The 17,961-nt window shown below is 57.2% G+C and carries 18 protein-coding genes; 2 read left to right on the top strand and 16 right to left on the bottom strand.

What is annotated here, in order from left to right; genetic code table 11:
* Window position 1: 1 nt before the first annotated feature.
* Window positions 2-361 (bottom strand): Asp23/Gls24 family envelope stress response protein, encoded by a 360-nt coding sequence (locus COHPA_RS0100540; protein WP_027084234.1) that lies wholly within the window; start codon window positions 359-361, stop codon window positions 2-4.
* A gap of 202 nt (window positions 362-563) precedes the next feature.
* On the opposite strand from COHPA_RS0100540, the gene rpmB reads away from it, so the two are divergent.
* A complete protein-coding gene (rpmB, locus tag COHPA_RS0100535; RefSeq protein WP_027084233.1) occupies window positions 564-752 on the top strand; it encodes a 50S ribosomal protein L28 in 189 nt (62 codons plus the stop codon).
* A gap of 161 nt (window positions 753-913) precedes the next feature.
* Here rpmB and spoVM read toward each other — a convergent pair whose 3' ends face one another.
* The 15 genes from spoVM to COHPA_RS0100460 form a co-directional block, all read right to left on the bottom strand.
* Window positions 914-994, bottom strand: coding sequence for a stage V sporulation protein SpoVM (gene spoVM, locus COHPA_RS22770; protein WP_019639080.1), 81 nt, complete (start codon window positions 992-994; stop codon window positions 914-916).
* Window positions 995-1,114: 120 nt separating this feature from the next.
* Window positions 1,115-1,759 (bottom strand): ribulose-phosphate 3-epimerase, encoded by a 645-nt coding sequence (rpe, locus tag COHPA_RS0100525; protein WP_027084232.1) that lies wholly within the window; start codon window positions 1,757-1,759, stop codon window positions 1,115-1,117.
* A gap of 1 nt (window position 1,760) precedes the next feature.
* On the bottom strand, window positions 1,761-2,660 hold the full coding sequence (rsgA, locus tag COHPA_RS0100520) for a ribosome small subunit-dependent GTPase A (RefSeq protein ID WP_027084231.1): 900 nt from the start codon (window positions 2,658-2,660) through the stop codon (window positions 1,761-1,763).
* Window positions 2,661-2,700: 40 nt separating this feature from the next.
* Window positions 2,701-4,794, bottom strand: coding sequence for a Stk1 family PASTA domain-containing Ser/Thr kinase (gene pknB, locus COHPA_RS0100515; protein ID WP_027084230.1), 2,094 nt, complete (start codon window positions 4,792-4,794; stop codon window positions 2,701-2,703).
* Window positions 4,791-5,558 (bottom strand): Stp1/IreP family PP2C-type Ser/Thr phosphatase, encoded by a 768-nt coding sequence (locus tag COHPA_RS0100510; RefSeq protein WP_035119801.1) that lies wholly within the window; start codon window positions 5,556-5,558, stop codon window positions 4,791-4,793. The genes pknB and COHPA_RS0100510 overlap by 4 nt, the downstream gene beginning before the upstream one ends.
* Window positions 5,559-5,563: 5 nt before the next feature.
* Entirely contained in the window at window positions 5,564-6,625 is a 1,062-nt protein-coding gene (gene rlmN / locus COHPA_RS0100505; RefSeq protein WP_027084228.1) for a dual-specificity RNA methyltransferase RlmN, read from the bottom strand.
* A gap of 141 nt (window positions 6,626-6,766) precedes the next feature.
* On the bottom strand, window positions 6,767-8,158 hold the full coding sequence (gene rsmB, locus COHPA_RS0100500; protein ID WP_027084227.1) for a 16S rRNA (cytosine(967)-C(5))-methyltransferase RsmB: 1,392 nt from the start codon (window positions 8,156-8,158) through the stop codon (window positions 6,767-6,769).
* A 299-nt stretch (window positions 8,159-8,457) separates the two neighbouring features.
* Complete coding sequence (gene fmt / locus COHPA_RS0100495; protein ID WP_027084226.1) at window positions 8,458-9,411, bottom strand: methionyl-tRNA formyltransferase; 954 nt, start codon at window positions 9,409-9,411, stop codon at window positions 8,458-8,460.
* 1 nt (window position 9,412) lies between these two features.
* Window positions 9,413-9,904, bottom strand: a complete 492-nt coding sequence (gene def, locus COHPA_RS0100490; RefSeq protein WP_027084225.1) for a peptide deformylase — start codon at window positions 9,902-9,904, stop codon at window positions 9,413-9,415.
* Between the two features lie 45 nt (window positions 9,905-9,949).
* Complete coding sequence (priA, locus tag COHPA_RS0100485) at window positions 9,950-12,430, bottom strand: primosomal protein N' (protein WP_027084224.1); 2,481 nt, start codon at window positions 12,428-12,430, stop codon at window positions 9,950-9,952.
* Complete coding sequence (gene coaBC / locus COHPA_RS0100480) at window positions 12,427-13,659, bottom strand: bifunctional phosphopantothenoylcysteine decarboxylase/phosphopantothenate--cysteine ligase CoaBC (RefSeq protein ID WP_027084223.1); 1,233 nt, start codon at window positions 13,657-13,659, stop codon at window positions 12,427-12,429. Before coaBC ends, priA begins: the two co-directional genes overlap by 4 nt.
* A 73-nt stretch (window positions 13,660-13,732) precedes the next feature.
* Window positions 13,733-13,930: a DNA-directed RNA polymerase subunit omega gene (gene rpoZ, locus COHPA_RS0100475; protein ID WP_027084222.1), complete on the bottom strand. Its 198-nt coding sequence runs from the start codon at window positions 13,928-13,930 to the stop codon at window positions 13,733-13,735.
* Between the two features lie 15 nt (window positions 13,931-13,945).
* Window positions 13,946-14,575 (bottom strand): guanylate kinase, encoded by a 630-nt coding sequence (gene gmk / locus COHPA_RS0100470; RefSeq protein WP_027084221.1) that lies wholly within the window; start codon window positions 14,573-14,575, stop codon window positions 13,946-13,948.
* 13 nt (window positions 14,576-14,588) lie between these two features.
* Window positions 14,589-14,849: an extracellular matrix/biofilm regulator RemA gene (gene remA, locus COHPA_RS0100465; protein WP_027084220.1), complete on the bottom strand. Its 261-nt coding sequence runs from the start codon at window positions 14,847-14,849 to the stop codon at window positions 14,589-14,591.
* A gap of 100 nt (window positions 14,850-14,949) precedes the next feature.
* Window positions 14,950-16,815 (bottom strand): bifunctional homocysteine S-methyltransferase/methylenetetrahydrofolate reductase, encoded by a 1,866-nt coding sequence (locus COHPA_RS0100460; protein ID WP_027084219.1) that lies wholly within the window; start codon window positions 16,813-16,815, stop codon window positions 14,950-14,952.
* Window positions 16,816-17,290: 475 nt separating this feature from the next.
* Here COHPA_RS0100460 and COHPA_RS0100455 point away from each other — a divergent pair, with 475 nt between their 5' ends.
* Window positions 17,291-17,938, top strand: a complete 648-nt coding sequence (locus COHPA_RS0100455) for a hypothetical protein (protein WP_027084218.1) — start codon at window positions 17,291-17,293, stop codon at window positions 17,936-17,938.
* Window positions 17,939-17,961: the final 23 nt, after the last annotated feature.

Below are 17,961 nucleotides of genomic sequence, written 5' to 3'. Positions count from 1 at the left end.
TCTAACGCATTACTCGCACGCCTTGAACGTTAATGTTCACGTAGTCGACTCGGAGTCCGACGACTTCCTCCAGCACGTATTTCACTTTGGACTGGATGTTGTGCGCGACTTCGGATATTTTCGTTCCGTAGCTCACGATGACATAAAGATCAAGATGGACGACTTCGCCTTCGTGGCGTACTTCGACGCCGCGAGACAAATTTTCCCGGCCGAGCAGCTCGGCGATTCCGTCCTTCAGGCCTTTGCGGGAAGCCATACCGACCAGCCCATAACAATCCAGCGCCGCCGAACCTGCTATGACCGCGATGACTTGATCCGCTACATCGATTTTTCCATTCTCCGAGGCCAGCTGCATAGGCATGGAAATTCACTCCTTTATGCCTGTATTATGGACCATACCTCATTGTACTATAAAAAAACGGCAGAATGAAGCCGTTTTCTCTCTTTATCGAGCATGTCCGCACAATTCGCCGATATCCAAGCCTTTTAAGCATTGCAAGCCCTTTTCCCCTGTGCTATTATAGGGAAGTATTTGTATGGACGTGGCAGGGAGGTGTATTTTAGTGGCTCGTAAATGTTATATCACAGGGAAAAAGCCAGGTACCGGCAACAACAAGTCTCACGCGAATAACACTACTCGCCGTACTTACGGCGTTAACGTACAAAAAGTGCGCATTCTGGTGAACGGCAAGCCGAAGCGCGTATTCGTAAGCGCGAAGGCGCTGAAGTCCGGACTTGTTACCCGCGTATAAGGGAATATGGGTAAGCTGCTTACCCTCGAATAGACGAGTACCGCCATCCATCGGAAGGCGGTATTTCGTTTTATATGGAAGTCGGATCGGCCGAATAACCGAACAAAACCGCCAGACTCGTCTGACGGTTTTTGGCTATAAGCGGGACGTACGGTGCCTCGTCAGCTTTTGTGAAACGTGTTCAGAATCGCTTTGACGAAGCCGCCCAGAAATTTCGGCAGCTTGATGGTGTAAAATTTCATCGTCCCATCCCTCCTCCGCAGGCTGAACCCTTACCGGCGTCCTTCGTTCCGACGCTGCTATTGGTTCAATCTATGCGGACAGCGTTTTGTCCTATTCCAGACAAACGCGGAGCGACTAGCCTAGCGGAGAGAAAGAATCGCTTCTTTACGGTTCGGATGACCGAATATATAAGTGCCCGCGACGAGCGAATTCGCTCCGGCTTCCTTCACGAGCGCCGCCGTCTCGAGGTTGATGCCTCCGTCCACCTGGACGTAGACGTCGCTTCTCCCGTGCCTTGCCAGCATCTCGCGAAGCTGACGCAGCTTAGGCAGCATCGAAGGCATGAACGCCTGGCCGCCGAAACCGGGGTTAATCGTCATGATCAGTACGAGATCGATCTTGTCGAGGACGTATTCCAGCACGGATAACGGCGTGTGCGGGTTCAGCGCGACGCCCGCCTTCATGCCCAACTCTCCGATCTGCGTAAGCGTGCGGTCCAGGTGAACGCACGCTTCCGGATGAACGGTGACGCGGTCTGCGCCGGCCGCTTTCAGCGCCGGGAACAGCGTCTCCGGACGTTCGACCATCAGATGCACGTCGAAGAGCAGCTTCGTGGTCGGGCGAATCATCGACACGATCGGGGGCCCGAACGTCAAATTCGGCACGAAGTGGTTGTCCATAATATCGATGTGCACCCAATCCGCTCCCGCCTCGTCGATCGAGCGCAATTCCTCTCCGAGCCTCGCGAAATCCGAAGCCAGGATCGATGGGGCGATAATCGTCATGTTAGTACCTCCGTCTTTTCTCTTTCCATTCCTTCATGAAGCTTAAGTAATTCTGGTATCGGCTATCCGCGATTTTCCCCTGTTCCTTCGCCTCGAGCACGGCGCAGGACGGCTCGTGGATGTGCGTGCAGCCTCGAAACTTGCAGCCGGACGACAGCTCCTTGAATTCGCGGAAGCAATCGCCGATCTGATCGATGCCGAGCTCGGCGAAATCCAATTGGCTAAAGCCGGGCGTGTCCGCCAAATACCCGCCGCTAGGCAGAGCGACGAGCTCGACGTGTCTCGTCGTATGCTTCCCGCGGCCGAGCTTGTCGCTGATTTCGTTCGTCTCGAGCGTAAGTCCGGGAACGAGCGCGTTGAGCAGCGACGACTTGCCTACGCCGGACTGTCCGGCGAATACGTTGATATGGCCGGCCAGGGCGCCCCGCAGCTCGTCGACTCCGTCCCCCTTGTGGGCGCTCGTGATGAGCACTTTATAGCCAAGAGAGGCATATAAGCCGCGGGCAACTTCGACGTCTGCGCGGATTCGATCGCCTTCCTCGTCCTCGGGGATCCTGTCCATCTTCGACAGGACGATCAGCGCATCCATCCGGGCATGCTCGACGTGAACAAGAAACTTATCGAGCAAGGCCAAGCTGAGCTCGGGCCGGATGACGGAGAAGACGAGCACTGCCAGATCGGCGTTCGCGATCGGCGGACGAACAAGCTCGGAATGTCTCGGCCCGATCCGGTCGACGGTGCCTTCTCCGTTATCCGTTAGGCTGTATTCCACGCGATCGCCGACGAGCGGCGATTCGCCTCTCTTCTTGAATATCCCGCGCGCCCGGCATTGCACAAGCCGTTCGCCGTCCTGCACGTAATAATATCCGCTGAGCGCTTTCGTAATTAAACCTTCGGGCATTCGTATACGGCTCCTTCGCCTTGCTTTACGCCATTCGTTCTCATTGCGCGTTCTCCAGTTGCCCGCCTGCGGCAGCATCCGCGTCCTCGTCGGCCGCCGGTTCATTCTCCGGCTCGTTCGAATCCGGTTGCTCCGATTCCGTATTCACCGTCGTGCCGCCTGTCGGGATGTCCGCGTAAGGGAACCATTGCTCTTGCAGGAACTGACCGTCTCGATAAATCATGATGTGACCGTCTTTGCCCGGGGCAAGCACCAGCGTAACCGGGATTTGCGTCATTCGCGAGATTTTGGTTGCCGGAAGCTCGAGGTTATCTCCTCTCGCGTCGGAGTATTTGATCGAAATCGTGCTCTCCTTGCCGTCCTCCGCCGGATACACGATCACGTTGAGCGGTTCTTCTTTCGCGTCCTCCGGATAGCCTGTGCTGATCCAGATCGAGATTTCCGTGCCTTCTGTCACTTTCTCGTTCGTCTCGGCCGGGAACTGCTTGAACACTTTGCCTTTAGGCGTGTAGCTTGGCGTTCTCGTAATTTTATCTTCCGGCAGCTTCAGGTTGTACTTCTCGATCGTCGCCTTCGCTTCGCTTTCCGACAGATCGATCAGAATCGGCATCTCGAACGCTTCCCGCCCTTTGCTGACCGTAAGCGTGACGGTCGTCTCGGACGGCTCGAACTCTTGATCGGGCTTCGGATTGGAGCGGATCACCGTTCCCGGCTCGCTCTCGTCGAAAATCTCCGAAGGCAGAACATTATCCGCGTCGACGCCCATGTCGATCAGCGATTGCTTGGCCTCTTCGAACTTCTTGCCCGTGAAATCCGGCATTGTCGGCAAATCTTCGCCTGTGCTTATCGTCAGTTGGATGATGGCGCCCTTAGCTACCGTAGCGCCTTGCTTCGTTTGCTTCGTGACGAATCCCTCGGGAATCTCCTTGCTCGGTTCCTCAAGCACGACCGAGTCGACGATCAAGCCGGCTTCCTCGAGCATATCGCGAGCTTCTTGTTCCGAACGGTTGACGACTTCGGGCACTTTGACGTCCGGGGATTTCACGATATCTCCAAGCGCGTTGATCGCCCATATGAGCACGGCGATCAGCACGGCGGCGAGCACGCCGAGCACCGTAGGCAATACCCATGACCGCTTGCGCTCCGTTAACCCTTCCGAATTCCAGCGAACGTCGGTATCTCCGGCCGTCGCGGCCGCTTGTACGGGAACTTCGAGCGTCTGACGCATATCCGGACGAATCGCGGGAATGACTCTCGTCTTCTCCGATTCTTCGTCCTCGTCGCTCAAGAACCGGGCCGCCGGCTCGTTCATTCGGGTCGGCTGCAAGCACGTCTCGAGATCTCTTAGCATCTCCGTCGCCGACTGGTAGCGCTCGAGCGGATTTTTGCGCATCGCCTTCACAATAATGTTCTCCACGCTTTGCGGGATGTACGGATTCACGCTGCGGGGGGCCTCGAACGGCTCCTGCAAATGCTTAAGCGCGACGCTGATCGGGCTTTCCCCCAGGAAAGGCAATCTCCCGGTCAGCATTTGATACAGGACGATTCCGAGGGAATAAATGTCCGACTTTTCTCCCGTCGCCACGCCTTTGGCGTGCTCGGGCGAGAAGTAATGCACGGATCCGACGACGGAGCCCGTCTGGGTTATCGTCGAAGACGTAACCGCGCGAGCGATGCCGAAGTCCGTCACTTTGACGCGTCCGTTGTTCCCGATCAGTATGTTGTGAGGCTTAATATCGCGATGAATGATTTGATTATGATGGGCGTGCTCGAGCGCGTCGCAAATTTGCGATGCGACTCTAACCGCTTCGTCCGGTTGCAGCGGGGCACGATCGCGAATGATTTCGTTCAGATTGGCGCCGTCGATATACTCCATGACGATATAGTAAGTGTCTTCGACTTGCCCGACATCATAGATGCTGACGATGTTCGGATGAGATAGAGACGCTGCCGCCTGCGCTTCCCGGCGGAACCGCTTGACGAACTCGTCGTCGTGGGTGAATTGGTGACGAAGCACTTTAACCGCGACGAATCGGTTCAACAATAAGTCCCTGGCTTTATAGACGAGCGCCATTCCGCCGCCGCCGACGCGTGCCAGCAGTTCGTAACGTCCGCTCAGCGTATGTCCGATCATGCCGTCACCCCTCCAGTGGTGTCCGCCGCGGCGTCATCCGCAACCAAGACGACCGTAACGTTATCGTCGCCGCCCGCGTCGAGCGCCAAATCTATCAATCTATCGGCCTGCTCGTCGAGGTCTGCGGCATGAACCCCCATTGCTTGAAGCAGCAGAGATGGTTCGACGAGACCGCTTAATCCGTCGCTGCATAGGAGCAGCCGGTCTCCGGGCCGCCAATCGAACGACCGTACGTCCACTTCGACGTCGCGATCCGTCCCGAGGGCGCGCGTCAATACGTTGCGACGAGGATGAATGGCCGCTTCCTCGGGACTCAACTGGCCGGACTTCGTAAGCTCGTTCACGAGCGTATGGTCTTCCGTCAATTGCGACAGCTCACCCTCGCGGTACCGGTATGCCCGGCTATCGCCGATATGCCCGATCCAACCGCTGTCGCCTTCGATGATGGCGAGGACGACCGTCGTGCCCATGTTGTGGTATTGTTCGTTGAGCGACGCCGTCTCGAACACGACTTCGTTCGCCTTGCGGATCCACCCGCGCACGAGTTCGGACTTGTCCGCATCGACCTCATCCTGTTTCCAACCCTGGATAGACGCGACGATGCTGTCTACCGCCAACCCGCTCGCCACGTCTCCCGCGCGATGGCCGCCCATGCCGTCGGCGACGATCGCGATCGTCACCCCGTCTTCCAGCGCACCGCTCCAAGCCTGATCCTCGTTCACCTGCCGCACTTTACCCACATGACTCCGTAAAGCCGTCTTCAAATCGATCACCCCGTCGTCTTCTCCATATGCTGCGCGCGCAGCTGTCCGCACGCGGCCGCTATGTCATGTCCCTGTTCTCTCCGGATCGTAACGTTCACGTTCTTCTTCTGGAGAATGCGCTGGAATTCGAAAATATCGTCGCGAGGCGTTCTCACGTAATTCCGCTCCGGCACGTAGTTGACCGGGATGAGATTCACGTGACAGAGCATTCCTTGCAAGACGTCAGCCAGCTCTTCGGCATGCTCGGGCCTGTCGTTGACCCCGCCGATGAGCGCGTATTCGAACGTAATCCTGCGGCCCGTCTTCTCGATATAATATTTGCAAGCGTTCATCACGTCGACGAACGGGAATCTGCGGTTCACCGGCATCAGCTTCGAACGCAGCGCGTCGTTAGGCGCGTGAATCGATATGGCCAAGTTGATCTGCGTGTTCTCGTCCGCGAATTTCAACATGCTCGGCACGATGCCGCTCGTCGACACCGTAATATGTCTCGCCCCGATGTTCAGTCCTTTCGGATGAATCATCGTGCGCAGAAATTGCATCGTCGCGTCGTAGTTCTCGAAAGGCTCGCCGATCCCCATGATCACGATGCTAGACACCCGTTCATTGATCGGATCGAGCATCCGCTGCGCCTGCACGACTTGGGCGATAATCTCGCCGGCCGTCAAGCTGCGCTTCAGCCCGCCCAAAGTGGACGCGCAGAACGTACAGCCGATGCGGCAGCCGACCTGCGTCGTCACGCAGACGCTGTTGCCGTAATTATGGCGCATGATGACCGTCTCGATCGCATGCTTATCGTACAGCTCGAAGAGGAACTTCACCGTTCCGTCCTTCGACTCGAATTTGGCGATCTCCGTCATCGTCACGAACCGGAAGGCGTTCTCCAGCTTGTCGCGAAGCTGCTTCGGCAAATTGCTCATTTCCTCGAACGAAACGACTCGTTTCACGTACAGCCAGTCGTATATTTGTCCCGCGCGAAAGCCGGGCTCTCCCTGTTCTTTGATCCAATCCTGGATTTGCTCCAGCGTATAGTCGTAAATAAAAAGCTTGTTATTATCGTTGTCCATTTGGAGTCACCGCCGTTCTATCTATTTTACCATAAACGTCTTGCCCTCTTAAACCTTGCCGCGTGGACATGAACGAGGGGAAGGGCCGCTTCGCGTATCGTCTATTGGACGCGCCTTCCGCGAAATCGTTGCGCTTTATCGTTATTCCGCCCGGCGAATTCTCGCGATGAAGAAGCCGTCGCTGCCGAACATGTGAGGGAGCAGCTGCAGGGCGCCTTTGAAAGATTCAGGGACGTTCTCGGTTGCTCTAAGGGGGGCTATTACTTCTTCCGGCCAATTCGCGTCCAGCTTGAACGACGGGTTATCGCTCAGAAAACGCTCGATCGTCCGCTCGTTCTCCTCCGGCGCGATCGTGCACGTGCTGTACACGAGCGTTCCCCCCGGTTTGACGAGCGATTGCACGCGGTCCAGGAGCCGACGCTGAAGTTCCGCCAGACTCTCGACGTCTTCCTGCGTTTTGTTCCATTTGATTTCCGGTTTGCGCCGAATGACGCCGAATCCGGAACAGGGCGCATCCAGCAGCACGACATCGAATGAACTCTCATGGAGCCGTTCCGGCAATTCCAAAGCATCCGAGACCATCGTCTCCACGCAGGTCAGCCCAAGCCGCCCGGCTTGCTGCTGAATGAGCGCTTCTTTGTGAAAATGGACATCGTTCGCCAGCACCTTCCCTTTGTTCCGAAGGAGTTCGGCCAGATGGGTCGATTTGCCGCCGGGCGCGGCGCAGCAATCAAGCACCTTCATGCCCGGCTGCGGGTTCGCTACCGCGGCGACCAGCATCGAGCTCTCGTCTTGAATCGTGAAGCCGCCGTTGCTGTACCAATCCGTATGCACGAGATTGCCCGCTTTCTCAGCGACGATCCCTTGCGCCGACAAGCGGGAAGGCTGCACGGCAAGGCCCGATTCATTCATGGCCGCAAGCAGCTCGTCTCGGGTAGATCTGAGCGGATTAACCCGGACCGATGCGTGTGGCGGTTCGTTGTTCGCCGCGCAAATTTTCTCCGCCGTCTTTTCGCCATATGCGTCGATCCACCGCTGAACGAGCCATTCGGGATGGCTGTGCTCCAGCGATATCCGCTCTGCGGGCGATAAGTTTGATGGCAGCGGAGTGGCTATGCCATCGCGTATGATGCCCCGCAAGACACCGTTAACGAGTCCGGCGATTCCCGCGTGTCCGCGGCGTTTGGCGATGTTGACCGCCTCGGCGACGGCGGCATGCGCCGGTACGCGCGTAAGCCAGCGCAGTTGGTAATAGCTGAGCCTCAGCAGCGCGCGCACCCAAGGCTCGACTTTATTGGGCCAGCCTTTGACGCGTCCGCTTAACGCATAGTCGATCGTGTTCAGGCGCTGAATCGTGCCGTACGCGAGTTCGGTCGCGAGCCCCGCGTCCGGTCTGGACAAAGCCGCGTCGTTCAACGCCTGATTTAGCGCCAATCCGCTGAACGACTCGTTCAGCTCGACCTTGAGCAGCACCTGCATCGCCACTTCGCGCGGGCCTTGCGGCTTGCCGCCTTTTCTAAAAACATTGTTCATCGTTCGCATCCTTATCTACAGTGGATCATATCTTCATCGGTCCTCTATCTGCATGGAATGCAGATAGAGAACCCGAATTCGTACTTATCAGTAATCATTCCTGCACGGAATACATCTCAGTATCGCCAAAACCGCCGAATTCCTCACCGATCGCCATATGAACTGCACTTCGTACATCTGACTGATTGCGAAGTGGCAGAGTATAGAAATAACTGTATACAGTGCAATTAATCGACGGCATTAAGGCCGCAACCCAGGTCTATGTATGCCCGCGTAACACGCAAAAAAGCCCGGGTGGATTACCCGAGCAGCGTTCCGGGGGCAAGCCGCGCGCCGCGCGCGTATTCGGCCGCGGACAACGCCTTTTTGCCGGCAGGTTGAACTTCGGCAAGCACGAGGCTGCCGTCGCCGGTGCGCACGCGAATGCCGCGAGCGTTCGTCTCCAGTATAGAGCCCGGCGGCATGGCGGTCCAAGCGGGTTTAACCTCCGCGTCTTCCGCCGTCGGCACTTCGCAGCGCCATACCTTGAACACTTCGCCGTTCAACTGCGTAAAGCCGCCGGCCATCGGATTCAGGCCGCGCACACGGTTGAACAGCTCCCGCGAAGTCGCGTTCCAATCGAGCCTCTCGTCGTCGCGCGACAAATTCGGCGCATACGTCGAATCCTCATGCCGCTGCGGTACGCGCGGAGCCTCGCCCGCAGCGATCCGCGGCAGCCATTCGCCTAGCAACCGCGCTCCGGCTATGCTTAGCTTATCGAACATCGTGCCGGATGTATCTTCGTCGGCGATCGGCACCTCTATGCTTGCGATCATATCGCCGGTGTCGAGGCCTTCCGCCATATACATGAGCGTCACGCCGGTCACCGTCTCGCCGTTGATAATAGAGCGTTGAATCGGCGCGCCTCCTCTATAGCGAGGAAGCAACGATCCGTGAACGTTCAAGCATCCCAGCCTCGGCAAGTCCAGCACCGATTTCGGCAATATTTGTCCATACGCCGCCGTCACGATCAGTTCCGGCGCGACGGCGGTCACGGCCGCGACGCCTTCGGGCGAGCGCAGCTTCTCCGGCTGCAGCACGGTAAGCCCCCGCTCCAGCGCGAATGCTTTCACCGGCGGCGGCGTCAGCTCGCGCTTGCGTCCGACGGGACGGTCGGGCTGCGTGACAACCGCAGCGACGTCGTAGCCTTGCTCAAGCAACAAATTTAATGAGGGGACCGCGAATTGCGGAGTCCCCATGAATAAGATCCTCATTCTATTCCCCATCCTGCTCTTGCACTTCTTCCTTGCGCGCCTCGTAGATCGACTCCGCGAGATCGATATACAATACCCCGTTCAAATGGTCGACCTCGTGCTGGAACGCGCGGGACAGAAACTCCGTGGCCTCGTACTGAACCGGCTTGCCGTCGCGGTCGAAGCCTTTGATGACGATATGGTTCGCGCGGCGCACGTCTCCTTGGAGACCCGGGATGCTCAGGCAGCCTTCAGGTCCGAGCTGTTCCCCGTCCTTCGATACGATTTCCGGATTCACCAGCTCGATCAACCCGTTGTCATCGCCTACTTCAACGACGATAACGCGCTTGGAGATGCCGATCTGCGGCGCGGCCAAGCCGACGCCGTCGGCGTCGTACATCGTGTCGGCCATATCGTCCAATAACTTGTGCAGGTTGGCGTTGAACTTCGTCACTTCCTTAGCGGTATCACGAAGCACTTCGTCAGGGTGTTTCACAATAAATCGGATCGACATCGGGCATCCTTCCTTTTCTTCGCAACGTCAATGACGGGCTAGTGTTTAAAGCATCATTTGGGGGTCTACGTCGACGCTGACTTGCAAGCCGTTCTTCTTCACGGCGTCGTCCAGCTCGCGAAGAGCTTGAGCCGCGAGCCGGCTCGCATCGACTTCTCCCCGATATTTTACCATACATTGAAAACGGTAGCGATCCTTGAGGCGCGCGATCGGCGATGCGACCGGTCCCAGCACCTCGAGAACGTCACGCGTGCCGTCCGAGAAGTCCGTTCCGACTCGTTCGGCCGCGGCGTGTTCCTTAAGGCGCGTCGCGAATCTTTGCCCTACCGACAGCAGCATCGGCACGGATTCATGCGAGAACGTTACGCCGATCAGTCTGCCGTAAGGCGGATAGCCGAACACATGGCGAAGCTTCAGCTCCTGCCTGACGAAGCCCTCGTAATGATGGCCTTGCACCGAAGTAATCGACGGATGCTCCGGATCGTACGTCTGGATGATCACTTCGCCCGGCAGCTCGTGCCGTCCGGCTCGCCCCGCCACCTGCGTCAGCAGCTGGAACGTCCGCTCGGAAGCGCGGAAGTCGGGCAACCGCAGCGCGGCGTCGGCCGCGAGCACGCCAACCAGCGTGACATAAGGAAAATCAAGCCCTTTGGCGACCATTTGCGTGCCGAGCAGCACGTCGGCGCGGCGTTCCCTGAATTCCGTCAACCATCTTTCGTGAGAACCCTTCTCCGTCGTCGTATCGACGTCCATCCGAATGACCCTGATCCCGGGAAAAGTTTCGGCTAACGACTCTTCGACCTTCTGCGTCCCGGTCCCGAAATAGCGGATGTGAGGGCTTTGACAGCTCGGGCAAGTCTTCGGCTCGGCTTCCGCGTAGCCGCAGTAATGGCAGCGCATGTTCTGCGCGCCGCGATGATACGTCAGCGCGATTTCGCAATGCGGGCATAGCGCCGTATATCCGCAGGAACGGCACATGACGAACGTCGCGTAGCCGCGGCGATTCAGGAGCAGCACCATCTGCTCGCCTTTCGCGAGCCGCTCCGTGATCGCCTCGTGCAGCGCCCGGCTGAACATCGCGCGATTGCCGAGCTTCAGCTCTTCGCGCATATCGACGATGCGAACGCCGGGCAGCGGCCGATCCGCCACTCGCTGCGGCAGCGGAATGTACCCCATTCCGCCATCACCTCGTTTTGCGGCGGCGTACGTCTCGAGCGACGGCGTCGCCGAGCCGAGCACGACGGCGGCGCCATGCTGCCTGGCGCGTTCGATCGCGACGTCGCGGGCGTGGTATTTCGGACTTTCTTCTTGCTTATAGGAAGTTTCGTGTTCTTCGTCGATGACGATCAAACCGAGCCGCTCGAACGGCGCGAATATCGCGGAACGGGCGCCGACCGCCACCTGCGCGCGGCCTTCGCGGATTTTGCGCCATTCGTCGTACCGCTCGCCGTTCGAAAGCCGACTATGCAGGACGGCGACCTTGGCGCCGAACCGGCTCTTGAACCGCTCCACCATCTGGGGCGTTAGCGAAATTTCCGGCACGAGGACGATCGCTTCCCGTCCGCTCTGCAAGCAACGATCGATCGATTGCAAATACAGCTCCGTCTTGCCGCTCCCCGTCACGCCATGCAATAAGAAGGACGAATGCTCGCGGCTGTCCAATGCGGCCAGAATCGGCGCGATCGCTTCCGCTTGCGCGGGCGTCAACGTCATCGGAGCCGACGCCGGAAAATGCCGGTTCGCGTAAGGATCGCGATCCTCGGTTACCGCCCGAATCTCGATCGAACCGCGTTCGTACAACGCGCGAATCGTCGTGGATGTCGTGCCGAGCGCTTCGGCCAGCCTCTCTACCGCGATCGGTTCCGGGTGCTCGCGCAAGTAGGCGAGCACCTCGTGCTGCTTGCGCGCGCGCGCGGGCAGCTCGGCCAACGCTTGCCGCAACGCCTCGGCCGAAGGCGCGAACACCGTCTGCACCGTCTTCACTGACAGCCGGTTTTCTACCCGCTGCCTCTCCTCCAACCTGCCTTGCTTGAGCCATAACCGCAGCAAGTCGCCATGCTCCGGGTATTGCTGCAGCAGCGCGACCAGCTTCCTCGGCTCTCCGCGCTGCAACGCCTGCACGAGGCCTCCGGCGAAGAAGGCTTCCTCGTCGCTCCACTCCGCTCCGGCAGCCGGATACACATATTTTTCCGCCTTTCCCTTGAGCGCCGCGGGAAGCATCGCCTGCAGCGCCACCGTCAGCGGGCATAGCCACCGCCGGCTGATCCATTCGCCAAGCAGCACCAGCTCCGCCGACAAAGGAGGCACCGCGTCCATCAATTCCGCGATCGGCTTCAGCTTCGTCGCCTCGACTTCGGCATCGTCCGCCAATCCCGTCACGATGCCTTGCAAGGCGCGCCCTCCGAAAGGCACGGCCACGCGGCTGCCGACTTCGACCCATCCGGCCAACTGCGGCGGGATCGAATAGTCGAACGTGCGATCCGTGTCCCGGCTCGGCACGTCTACGATCACTCGGGCAACCGTCATGCGCGTTCCGTTCCGATCTTCGCTGCGGCCAGCTCTAATACTCGCTGCGCTACGGCTTTCTTCGGCATTCGCGGCAAATGCTCCGCAAAACCGCCCGTCCCGTAAATGCTGACGATATTCGTATCCGTTCCGAAGCCTGCGCCTGCTTGCGTCACGTTGTTGGCCACGATGTAATCGCATTTCTTGCGGGCAAGCTTATCGAGCGCGTTGCGCTCGAGCTCCATCGTCTCCGCCGCGAAGCCGATGACGACGGGAACGCGCTTGCCGGCCTGCTTCTCGCGCCATTCGCCGATCGTCTGCAGGATGTCCGGGTTGCGAACGAGCTCAAGCGTCAACGTATCCGATTTCTTCTTCATCTTATGCTCTTCCTGATGAAGCGGACGATAGTCGGCGACCGCCGCGGACTTGATCACGATGTCCGCTTCGGCCGCGCGCGACATGACCGCATCTTTCATCTGCTCGGCCGATTCGACGCGCACGGCTTGAATCCCCTCCGGGGGAACTCCGTCCGTCTTCCCGTACACGAGTGTCACGTCCGCACCCCAATCCCGCGCCGCTTCGGCGAACGCGAACCCCATTTTGCCCGAGGAATCGTTCGTAATATATCTGACCGGGTCGATACGCTCGAGCGTGCCTCCCGCTGTAATCAAAACTCGGCGACCGGCCAAAGGCTTCGGTCCGGCCAGCATCGCCGCGACGGCTTCCGCGATTTCGTCAGGCTCCGCTAACCGGCCTTTGCCGACATATCCGCATGCGAGCTGGCCCGTTCCCGGCTCGACGAAAGTGACGCCTCGGGAAGCGAGCTTATTGACGTTATCGATAACGGCGGGATGTTCCCACATATGCACGTTCATCGCAGGAGCGACGAGCACGGGAGCGGTAACCGCGAGCAGCGTCGTGCTCAGCATATCGTCCGCCAGTCCGTTAGCCATCTTGGACAGAATGTTGGCGGTCGCCGGCGCGACGACGACCAGATCAGCCGCATCCGCCCAGTCGATATGCTGGACGATGGAAGCATCTCGCTCGTCGAACACGTCGGTCGCGACCGGATGGCGGGAAATCGTCTGCAGCGTCAACGGCGTAATGAATTTCGTCGCGCCTTCCGTCATGATGACGCGCACCGAAGCGCCGAGACCGGCTAACCGGCTGCAAAGCGTCGCCGCTTTATAAGCGGCAATCCCGCCGGAGATGCCTAGTATGATCGTTTTGCCAGAGAGCGGCTTGGTCATCGTTTCCCCCTCGTTTCCTAGAAAAAAAACAACCGCTTGGGTTGTTCTTTTCGGTGTTATACGTTTTGCGATCTTATTTCAGATGCTCGACTTTAATCGCTTCGTGGTAAATCTCTTCGAGAGCCACGCCGACTTGCTTGTGCGATTTCGGAGCGCCTATTCCGCACAGATCGCCTTCGCGAAGGCCGCGCGCGCGCTTGGAAGCCGCGACGACGAGCGTATATTTGCTGTCTACCTTCTTGACCAATTCATCGATCGATGGATACAACATCGTTCTTCACCTCTCTCAGACGTTGTCCGCGGCCGAAACCGCGTCGTGCTCGCAATTGTACAGTTCGTGCAGGAACCTCACGCGCTTGCAATGCTCCGCCGTAATGATCGAATCGATCCGCTTGCAGGCAAGGTCGATCTGATCGTTGACGACGGCGTAGTCGTAATGGTAGAGCAAGTTGATCTCGTCCTTCGCGACGGAAAGCCGATGATCGATCGTCGCTTGAGACTCCGTTCCCCGTCCGCCAAGCCGCGATTTCAGCTCGTCCAGCGACGGCGGCATCAGGAAAATAAAGACGCCGTCCGGGAACTTCTCTTTCACTTTCAGCGCGCCTTGGACTTCGATCTCGAGAATGATGTCCTTGCCTTCGGACAATGTCTTCTCGACGAAATCGCGGGGCGTGCCGTAATAATTGCCGACGTATTCGGCGTATTCGAGGAGCGCGTCGGTTTGGATCATCTCCTGGAACTGCTCGCGCGTCTTGAAGAAATAATTGACGCCGTCCCGCTCGCCTTCGCGAGGCGCGCGCGTCGTCGCGGACACCGAATAGACGAGCTCCGGCAGCTTCGTGCGAAGCGCTGCGCAGACGGTTCCTTTGCCGACCCCGGACGGGCCGGATAATACGAATAACAAACCTTTGTTCATGGTGCTCCCCGATTCATTCGTCATGTTCGTCGTCTTTGGTAGACAACCGGTGCGCTACCGTCTCCGGTTGAACGGCGGACAGGATCACGTGGTCGCTATCGGTAATAATCACGGCCCGGGTCCGTCTGCCATATGTAGCGTCGATGAGCATATGACGGTCCCGCGCTTCTTGGATAATTCGCTTGATCGGTGCCGATTCCGGACTGACAATGGAAATAATCCGATTCGCAGACACGATGTTGCCAAATCCGATGTTAATCAGCTTAATCGCCATAGCTTCACATTCCTCCGGTCATAACCACATTCGTCAACTCGCGATATAATACTCTATTGTACTTTAAAACGATAGGAGGGACAAGGGGAGCGCTCACGGATTACCCGCGCGCGGCATGCTTGCCGCTGTTCTCCTTCACGTATTGCGTTAAAGATACCGTCATCTCGTAAGCAAGGAACGGGGTCATCAAGTAGATTCCGTTAAAATGAGCCATCGCGACGTCCAGCAGCTCCTGCGCGATCTTGACGCCTTCCGCGCGCCCTTCCGCGCCCTCGAGCCCGCTCATCCGTCTGCGAACTTCGTCCGATAATTGGATGCCCGGCACCTCGTTGTGCAAATATTCCGCGTTGCGCCCGCTCGCGAGCGGGAAAATGCCGATGAAAATCGGTACGTCCAGGTGCTTCGTCGCTTCGGCGATGTTCACGATTTGCCGGGCGTCGTATACCGGCTGCGTCATAATGTAATCCGCGCCGGATGCGACTTTACGTTCCAGACGTTGAACCGCTTTGTCCAAATATTTGACGTTCGGATTAAACGCCGCGCCTACGATAAAATTCGCTTTCTGCTTTAGAGGCTTGCCCGAGAAAGCGATGCCTTCGTTAAGCTGCTTGATCATCTTAATAATCTCGAACGAAGTCAGATCGTATACGGAGCTCGAGCCCGGCAAATCCCCGAATTTGGCCGGGTCTCCGGTAACGGCCAGCACATGGTCGATGCCGAGCGCGTCGAAGCCCATCATATGCGATTGCGTTCCGATCAAGTTGCGGTCGCGGCAAGCGATGTGAACGAGCGGACGAATGCCGACTCGTTCCTTGAGCAGCGCCGCGAGCGCCATGTTGCTCATGCGCGTGACGGCGAGCGAGTTGTCCGCCATCGTCAAGGCGTCCGCCTGGGCTTCCTTAAGCGCTTGCGCCCCGGCCATGAACTTCGCGATATCGAGATCGCGAGGCGGGTCGAGCTCGACGATGACCGTGTGCCGCTGGCGTACGAGATCGACGATGCTCGGTTCCTTCGGAGGCTCGGGCGGCTGAGAGACGGCTACCGCTGTCGGACGGGCAGCCTCGGCTTTGGCTGCCTGAGCAACTTCCGCGGTTTGGGGCACGTAGTTCTTGAGCGCGCCCGCGATCGCGGCGATATGCTCCGGCGTCGTACCGCAGCAGCCGCCGATCAGCCGCACGCCCGCGTCGGCGAACCGGATCGCCGACGACGCGAAATATTCCGGCGAAGCGGAATAGACGACTTTGCCGTCCACGTAGTCCGGTATGCCCGCGTTCGGAAATACGCTGATCGGTAGACCGATATCCGCCGGCAGCATCTCGACCGCGCGCAGAATGCCGTTCGGACCGCTGCGGCAGTTGAACCCGATGATGTCCGCGCCTTCGCTTTTCAATCTGCGGAACGCGTCGGCCAGCGGGATACCGTCATGCGTCCGGTACGGATCTTCAACGGCAAATTGGCAGATGACGCTAATATCGCTCTTCTTGCGAATGATGCCGAGCGCGATCGACAGTTCTTCCAGATCGAAGAACGTCTCTAGCAGCAACCCGTCGACGCCGGCCGAGAGGAGCGCCCCGATCTGTTCCTCGAAATCCCTGCGGACGACGGCCGTGCGGACGTTCTTGCCCGCCCCGCCGCGAACGGCGCCGATCGAACCGACGACGTAGACGTCCCCGCCTACGGCTTTGCGCGCGATGGCGACGCCGGCCGCATTGATTTCCTCGGTCTTCTTCTCCAAGCCGAATCTCGCTAATTTATTGTGCTGGGCGGAATAGGTATTCGTTTCGATGATTTCCGCGCCTGCGGCCGCGTAACGGCGATGCACGTCGGCGATGACGTCCGGCTTGATCAGGTTGAACTCCTCGAACGAGACCCCGACGGGCAAGCCGAGCTGATATAAATAAGTAGCCATCGCGCCGTCGCCGACCATCGGCCGTCGCGCCAGCGCATGGCGCAATTCCGGTTTCATGAAAGCTTCCCCATCCAATCTTAAACGTAAAGTAATATTAATGTAGCACATATAACTGCTTGAGAACACCGCAGATCGGTATAATGAGATGGTCTGGCAGTACGGTCCAGATGGCGGAATAACATTTTCTTTTTCAATGACAGTGGAATCGGTAATAACGTATACCACCAGAAATGGTATGTATATGGATTTAACGTATTCAGATTCCCGTGCATACGCCTATTCAGCAGCGAATCATGGGATCTCTGCTTGTGGAACAGTAATCGGGATTAGAACTTATACTGGATTAGGATCCTATCAATGGAACCTACCCAATACTTCTAGTTACTATATTCCCCCGAATACTTATGCTTTTTTCGCAGGACGAAACACAGGAACGGAAATACGTATACAATAATGTCACCTGTTACACTCAATGTTACTAACCAAGCCCAGGCATTAGTTTCCCCAAGTACGGGATGTATTGGGACTGATAATGCGGAAGTCATATAAGTTAAGTATGGTGGTGCTGTCAATTGCCTTGCTAATTTCATTAACAACCATCATCTCGGCAGAAAGTAAATCTATTGTTCCAGTTGAGACAATCAAGAATAAGTTTAGTGAAATTAAAGAAATAACGAATCATGCCGATGAAATCTTCATCGTTGGACCAGACTTTTCGATTACAAATGACCGCTACGTATTTTTCAAGAAAAATCTAGAGCTAATACATGAAATCGGGCATAATGGTCCATTAATGACTGAGAATGAAATGATTCGTGCCCTATCAAAAAAAGAACTTGTATTTCATTATGCACAGAATCAAGGAATCAAAGTTTCAGAACAAGAAATTAATGATGCGATTGCAGAACAAAAACGAAAACTGTATGAAGTTCCTGATACAAGTGACTCTGCTGAAGTGATTAGAGAGATCATGAAACAGCGTATTGCGATTACCGGTCTGAATTCAGAGGAATTTTGGAAGAGCGACTTCACAAGAAATGAATATTTAAAATCCATAACCATTGGTAAGCTTTATTCAGAAATGTTAGCAGACAAGAAAATGAAATCTTATGAAGACTTCGATGCTTTTCAAAACCGCTTATACGATGAAAATGTGAGCAAAATCCAGATCTTTAAGTAAATATAGGATTCAAAACAAATCAA

The sequence above is a fragment of the Cohnella panacarvi Gsoil 349 genome (assembly GCF_000515335.1).
Lineage (GTDB): Bacteria > Bacillota > Bacilli > Paenibacillales > Paenibacillaceae > Cohnella > Cohnella panacarvi.
Note: the sequence above shows the minus strand (reverse complement) of the source record. Positions and strands in the feature narration are given on the sequence as shown.

Bases quoted from the DNA above. Each gene is read 5' to 3' on its own strand.
- COHPA_RS0100455 (WP_027084218.1), top strand. From the start codon at position 17,291: ATGCGGAAGTCATATAAGTTAAGTATGGTGGTGCTGTCAATTGCCTTG.
- coaBC (WP_027084223.1), bottom strand. From the start codon at position 13,659: ATGACCAAGCCGCTCTCTGGCAAAACGATCATACTAGGCATCTCCGGC.
- spoVM (WP_019639080.1), bottom strand. From the start codon at position 994: ATGAAATTTTACACCATCAAGCTGCCGAAATTTCTGGGCGGCTTCGTC.
- rlmN (WP_027084228.1), bottom strand. From the start codon at position 6,625: ATGGACAACGATAATAACAAGCTTTTTATTTACGACTATACGCTGGAG.
- rsgA (WP_027084231.1), bottom strand. From the start codon at position 2,660: ATGCCCGAAGGTTTAATTACGAAAGCGCTCAGCGGATATTATTACGTG.
- fmt (WP_027084226.1), bottom strand. From the start codon at position 9,411: ATGAGGATCTTATTCATGGGGACTCCGCAATTCGCGGTCCCCTCATTA.
- gmk (WP_027084221.1), bottom strand. From the start codon at position 14,575: ATGAACAAAGGTTTGTTATTCGTATTATCCGGCCCGTCCGGGGTCGGC.
- COHPA_RS0100540 (WP_027084234.1), bottom strand. From the start codon at position 361: ATGCCTATGCAGCTGGCCTCGGAGAATGGAAAAATCGATGTAGCGGAT.
- pknB (WP_027084230.1), bottom strand. From the start codon at position 4,794: ATGATCGGACATACGCTGAGCGGACGTTACGAACTGCTGGCACGCGTC.
- remA (WP_027084220.1), bottom strand. From the start codon at position 14,849: ATGGCGATTAAGCTGATTAACATCGGATTTGGCAACATCGTGTCTGCG.
- rpoZ (WP_027084222.1), bottom strand. From the start codon at position 13,930: ATGTTGTATCCATCGATCGATGAATTGGTCAAGAAGGTAGACAGCAAA.
- rpe (WP_027084232.1), bottom strand. From the start codon at position 1,759: ATGACGATTATCGCCCCATCGATCCTGGCTTCGGATTTCGCGAGGCTC.
- rsmB (WP_027084227.1), bottom strand. From the start codon at position 8,158: ATGAACAATGTTTTTAGAAAAGGCGGCAAGCCGCAAGGCCCGCGCGAA.
- priA (WP_027084224.1), bottom strand. From the start codon at position 12,430: ATGACGGTTGCCCGAGTGATCGTAGACGTGCCGAGCCGGGACACGGAT.
- def (WP_027084225.1), bottom strand. From the start codon at position 9,904: ATGTCGATCCGATTTATTGTGAAACACCCTGACGAAGTGCTTCGTGAT.
- COHPA_RS0100460 (WP_027084219.1), bottom strand. From the start codon at position 16,815: ATGAAACCGGAATTGCGCCATGCGCTGGCGCGACGGCCGATGGTCGGC.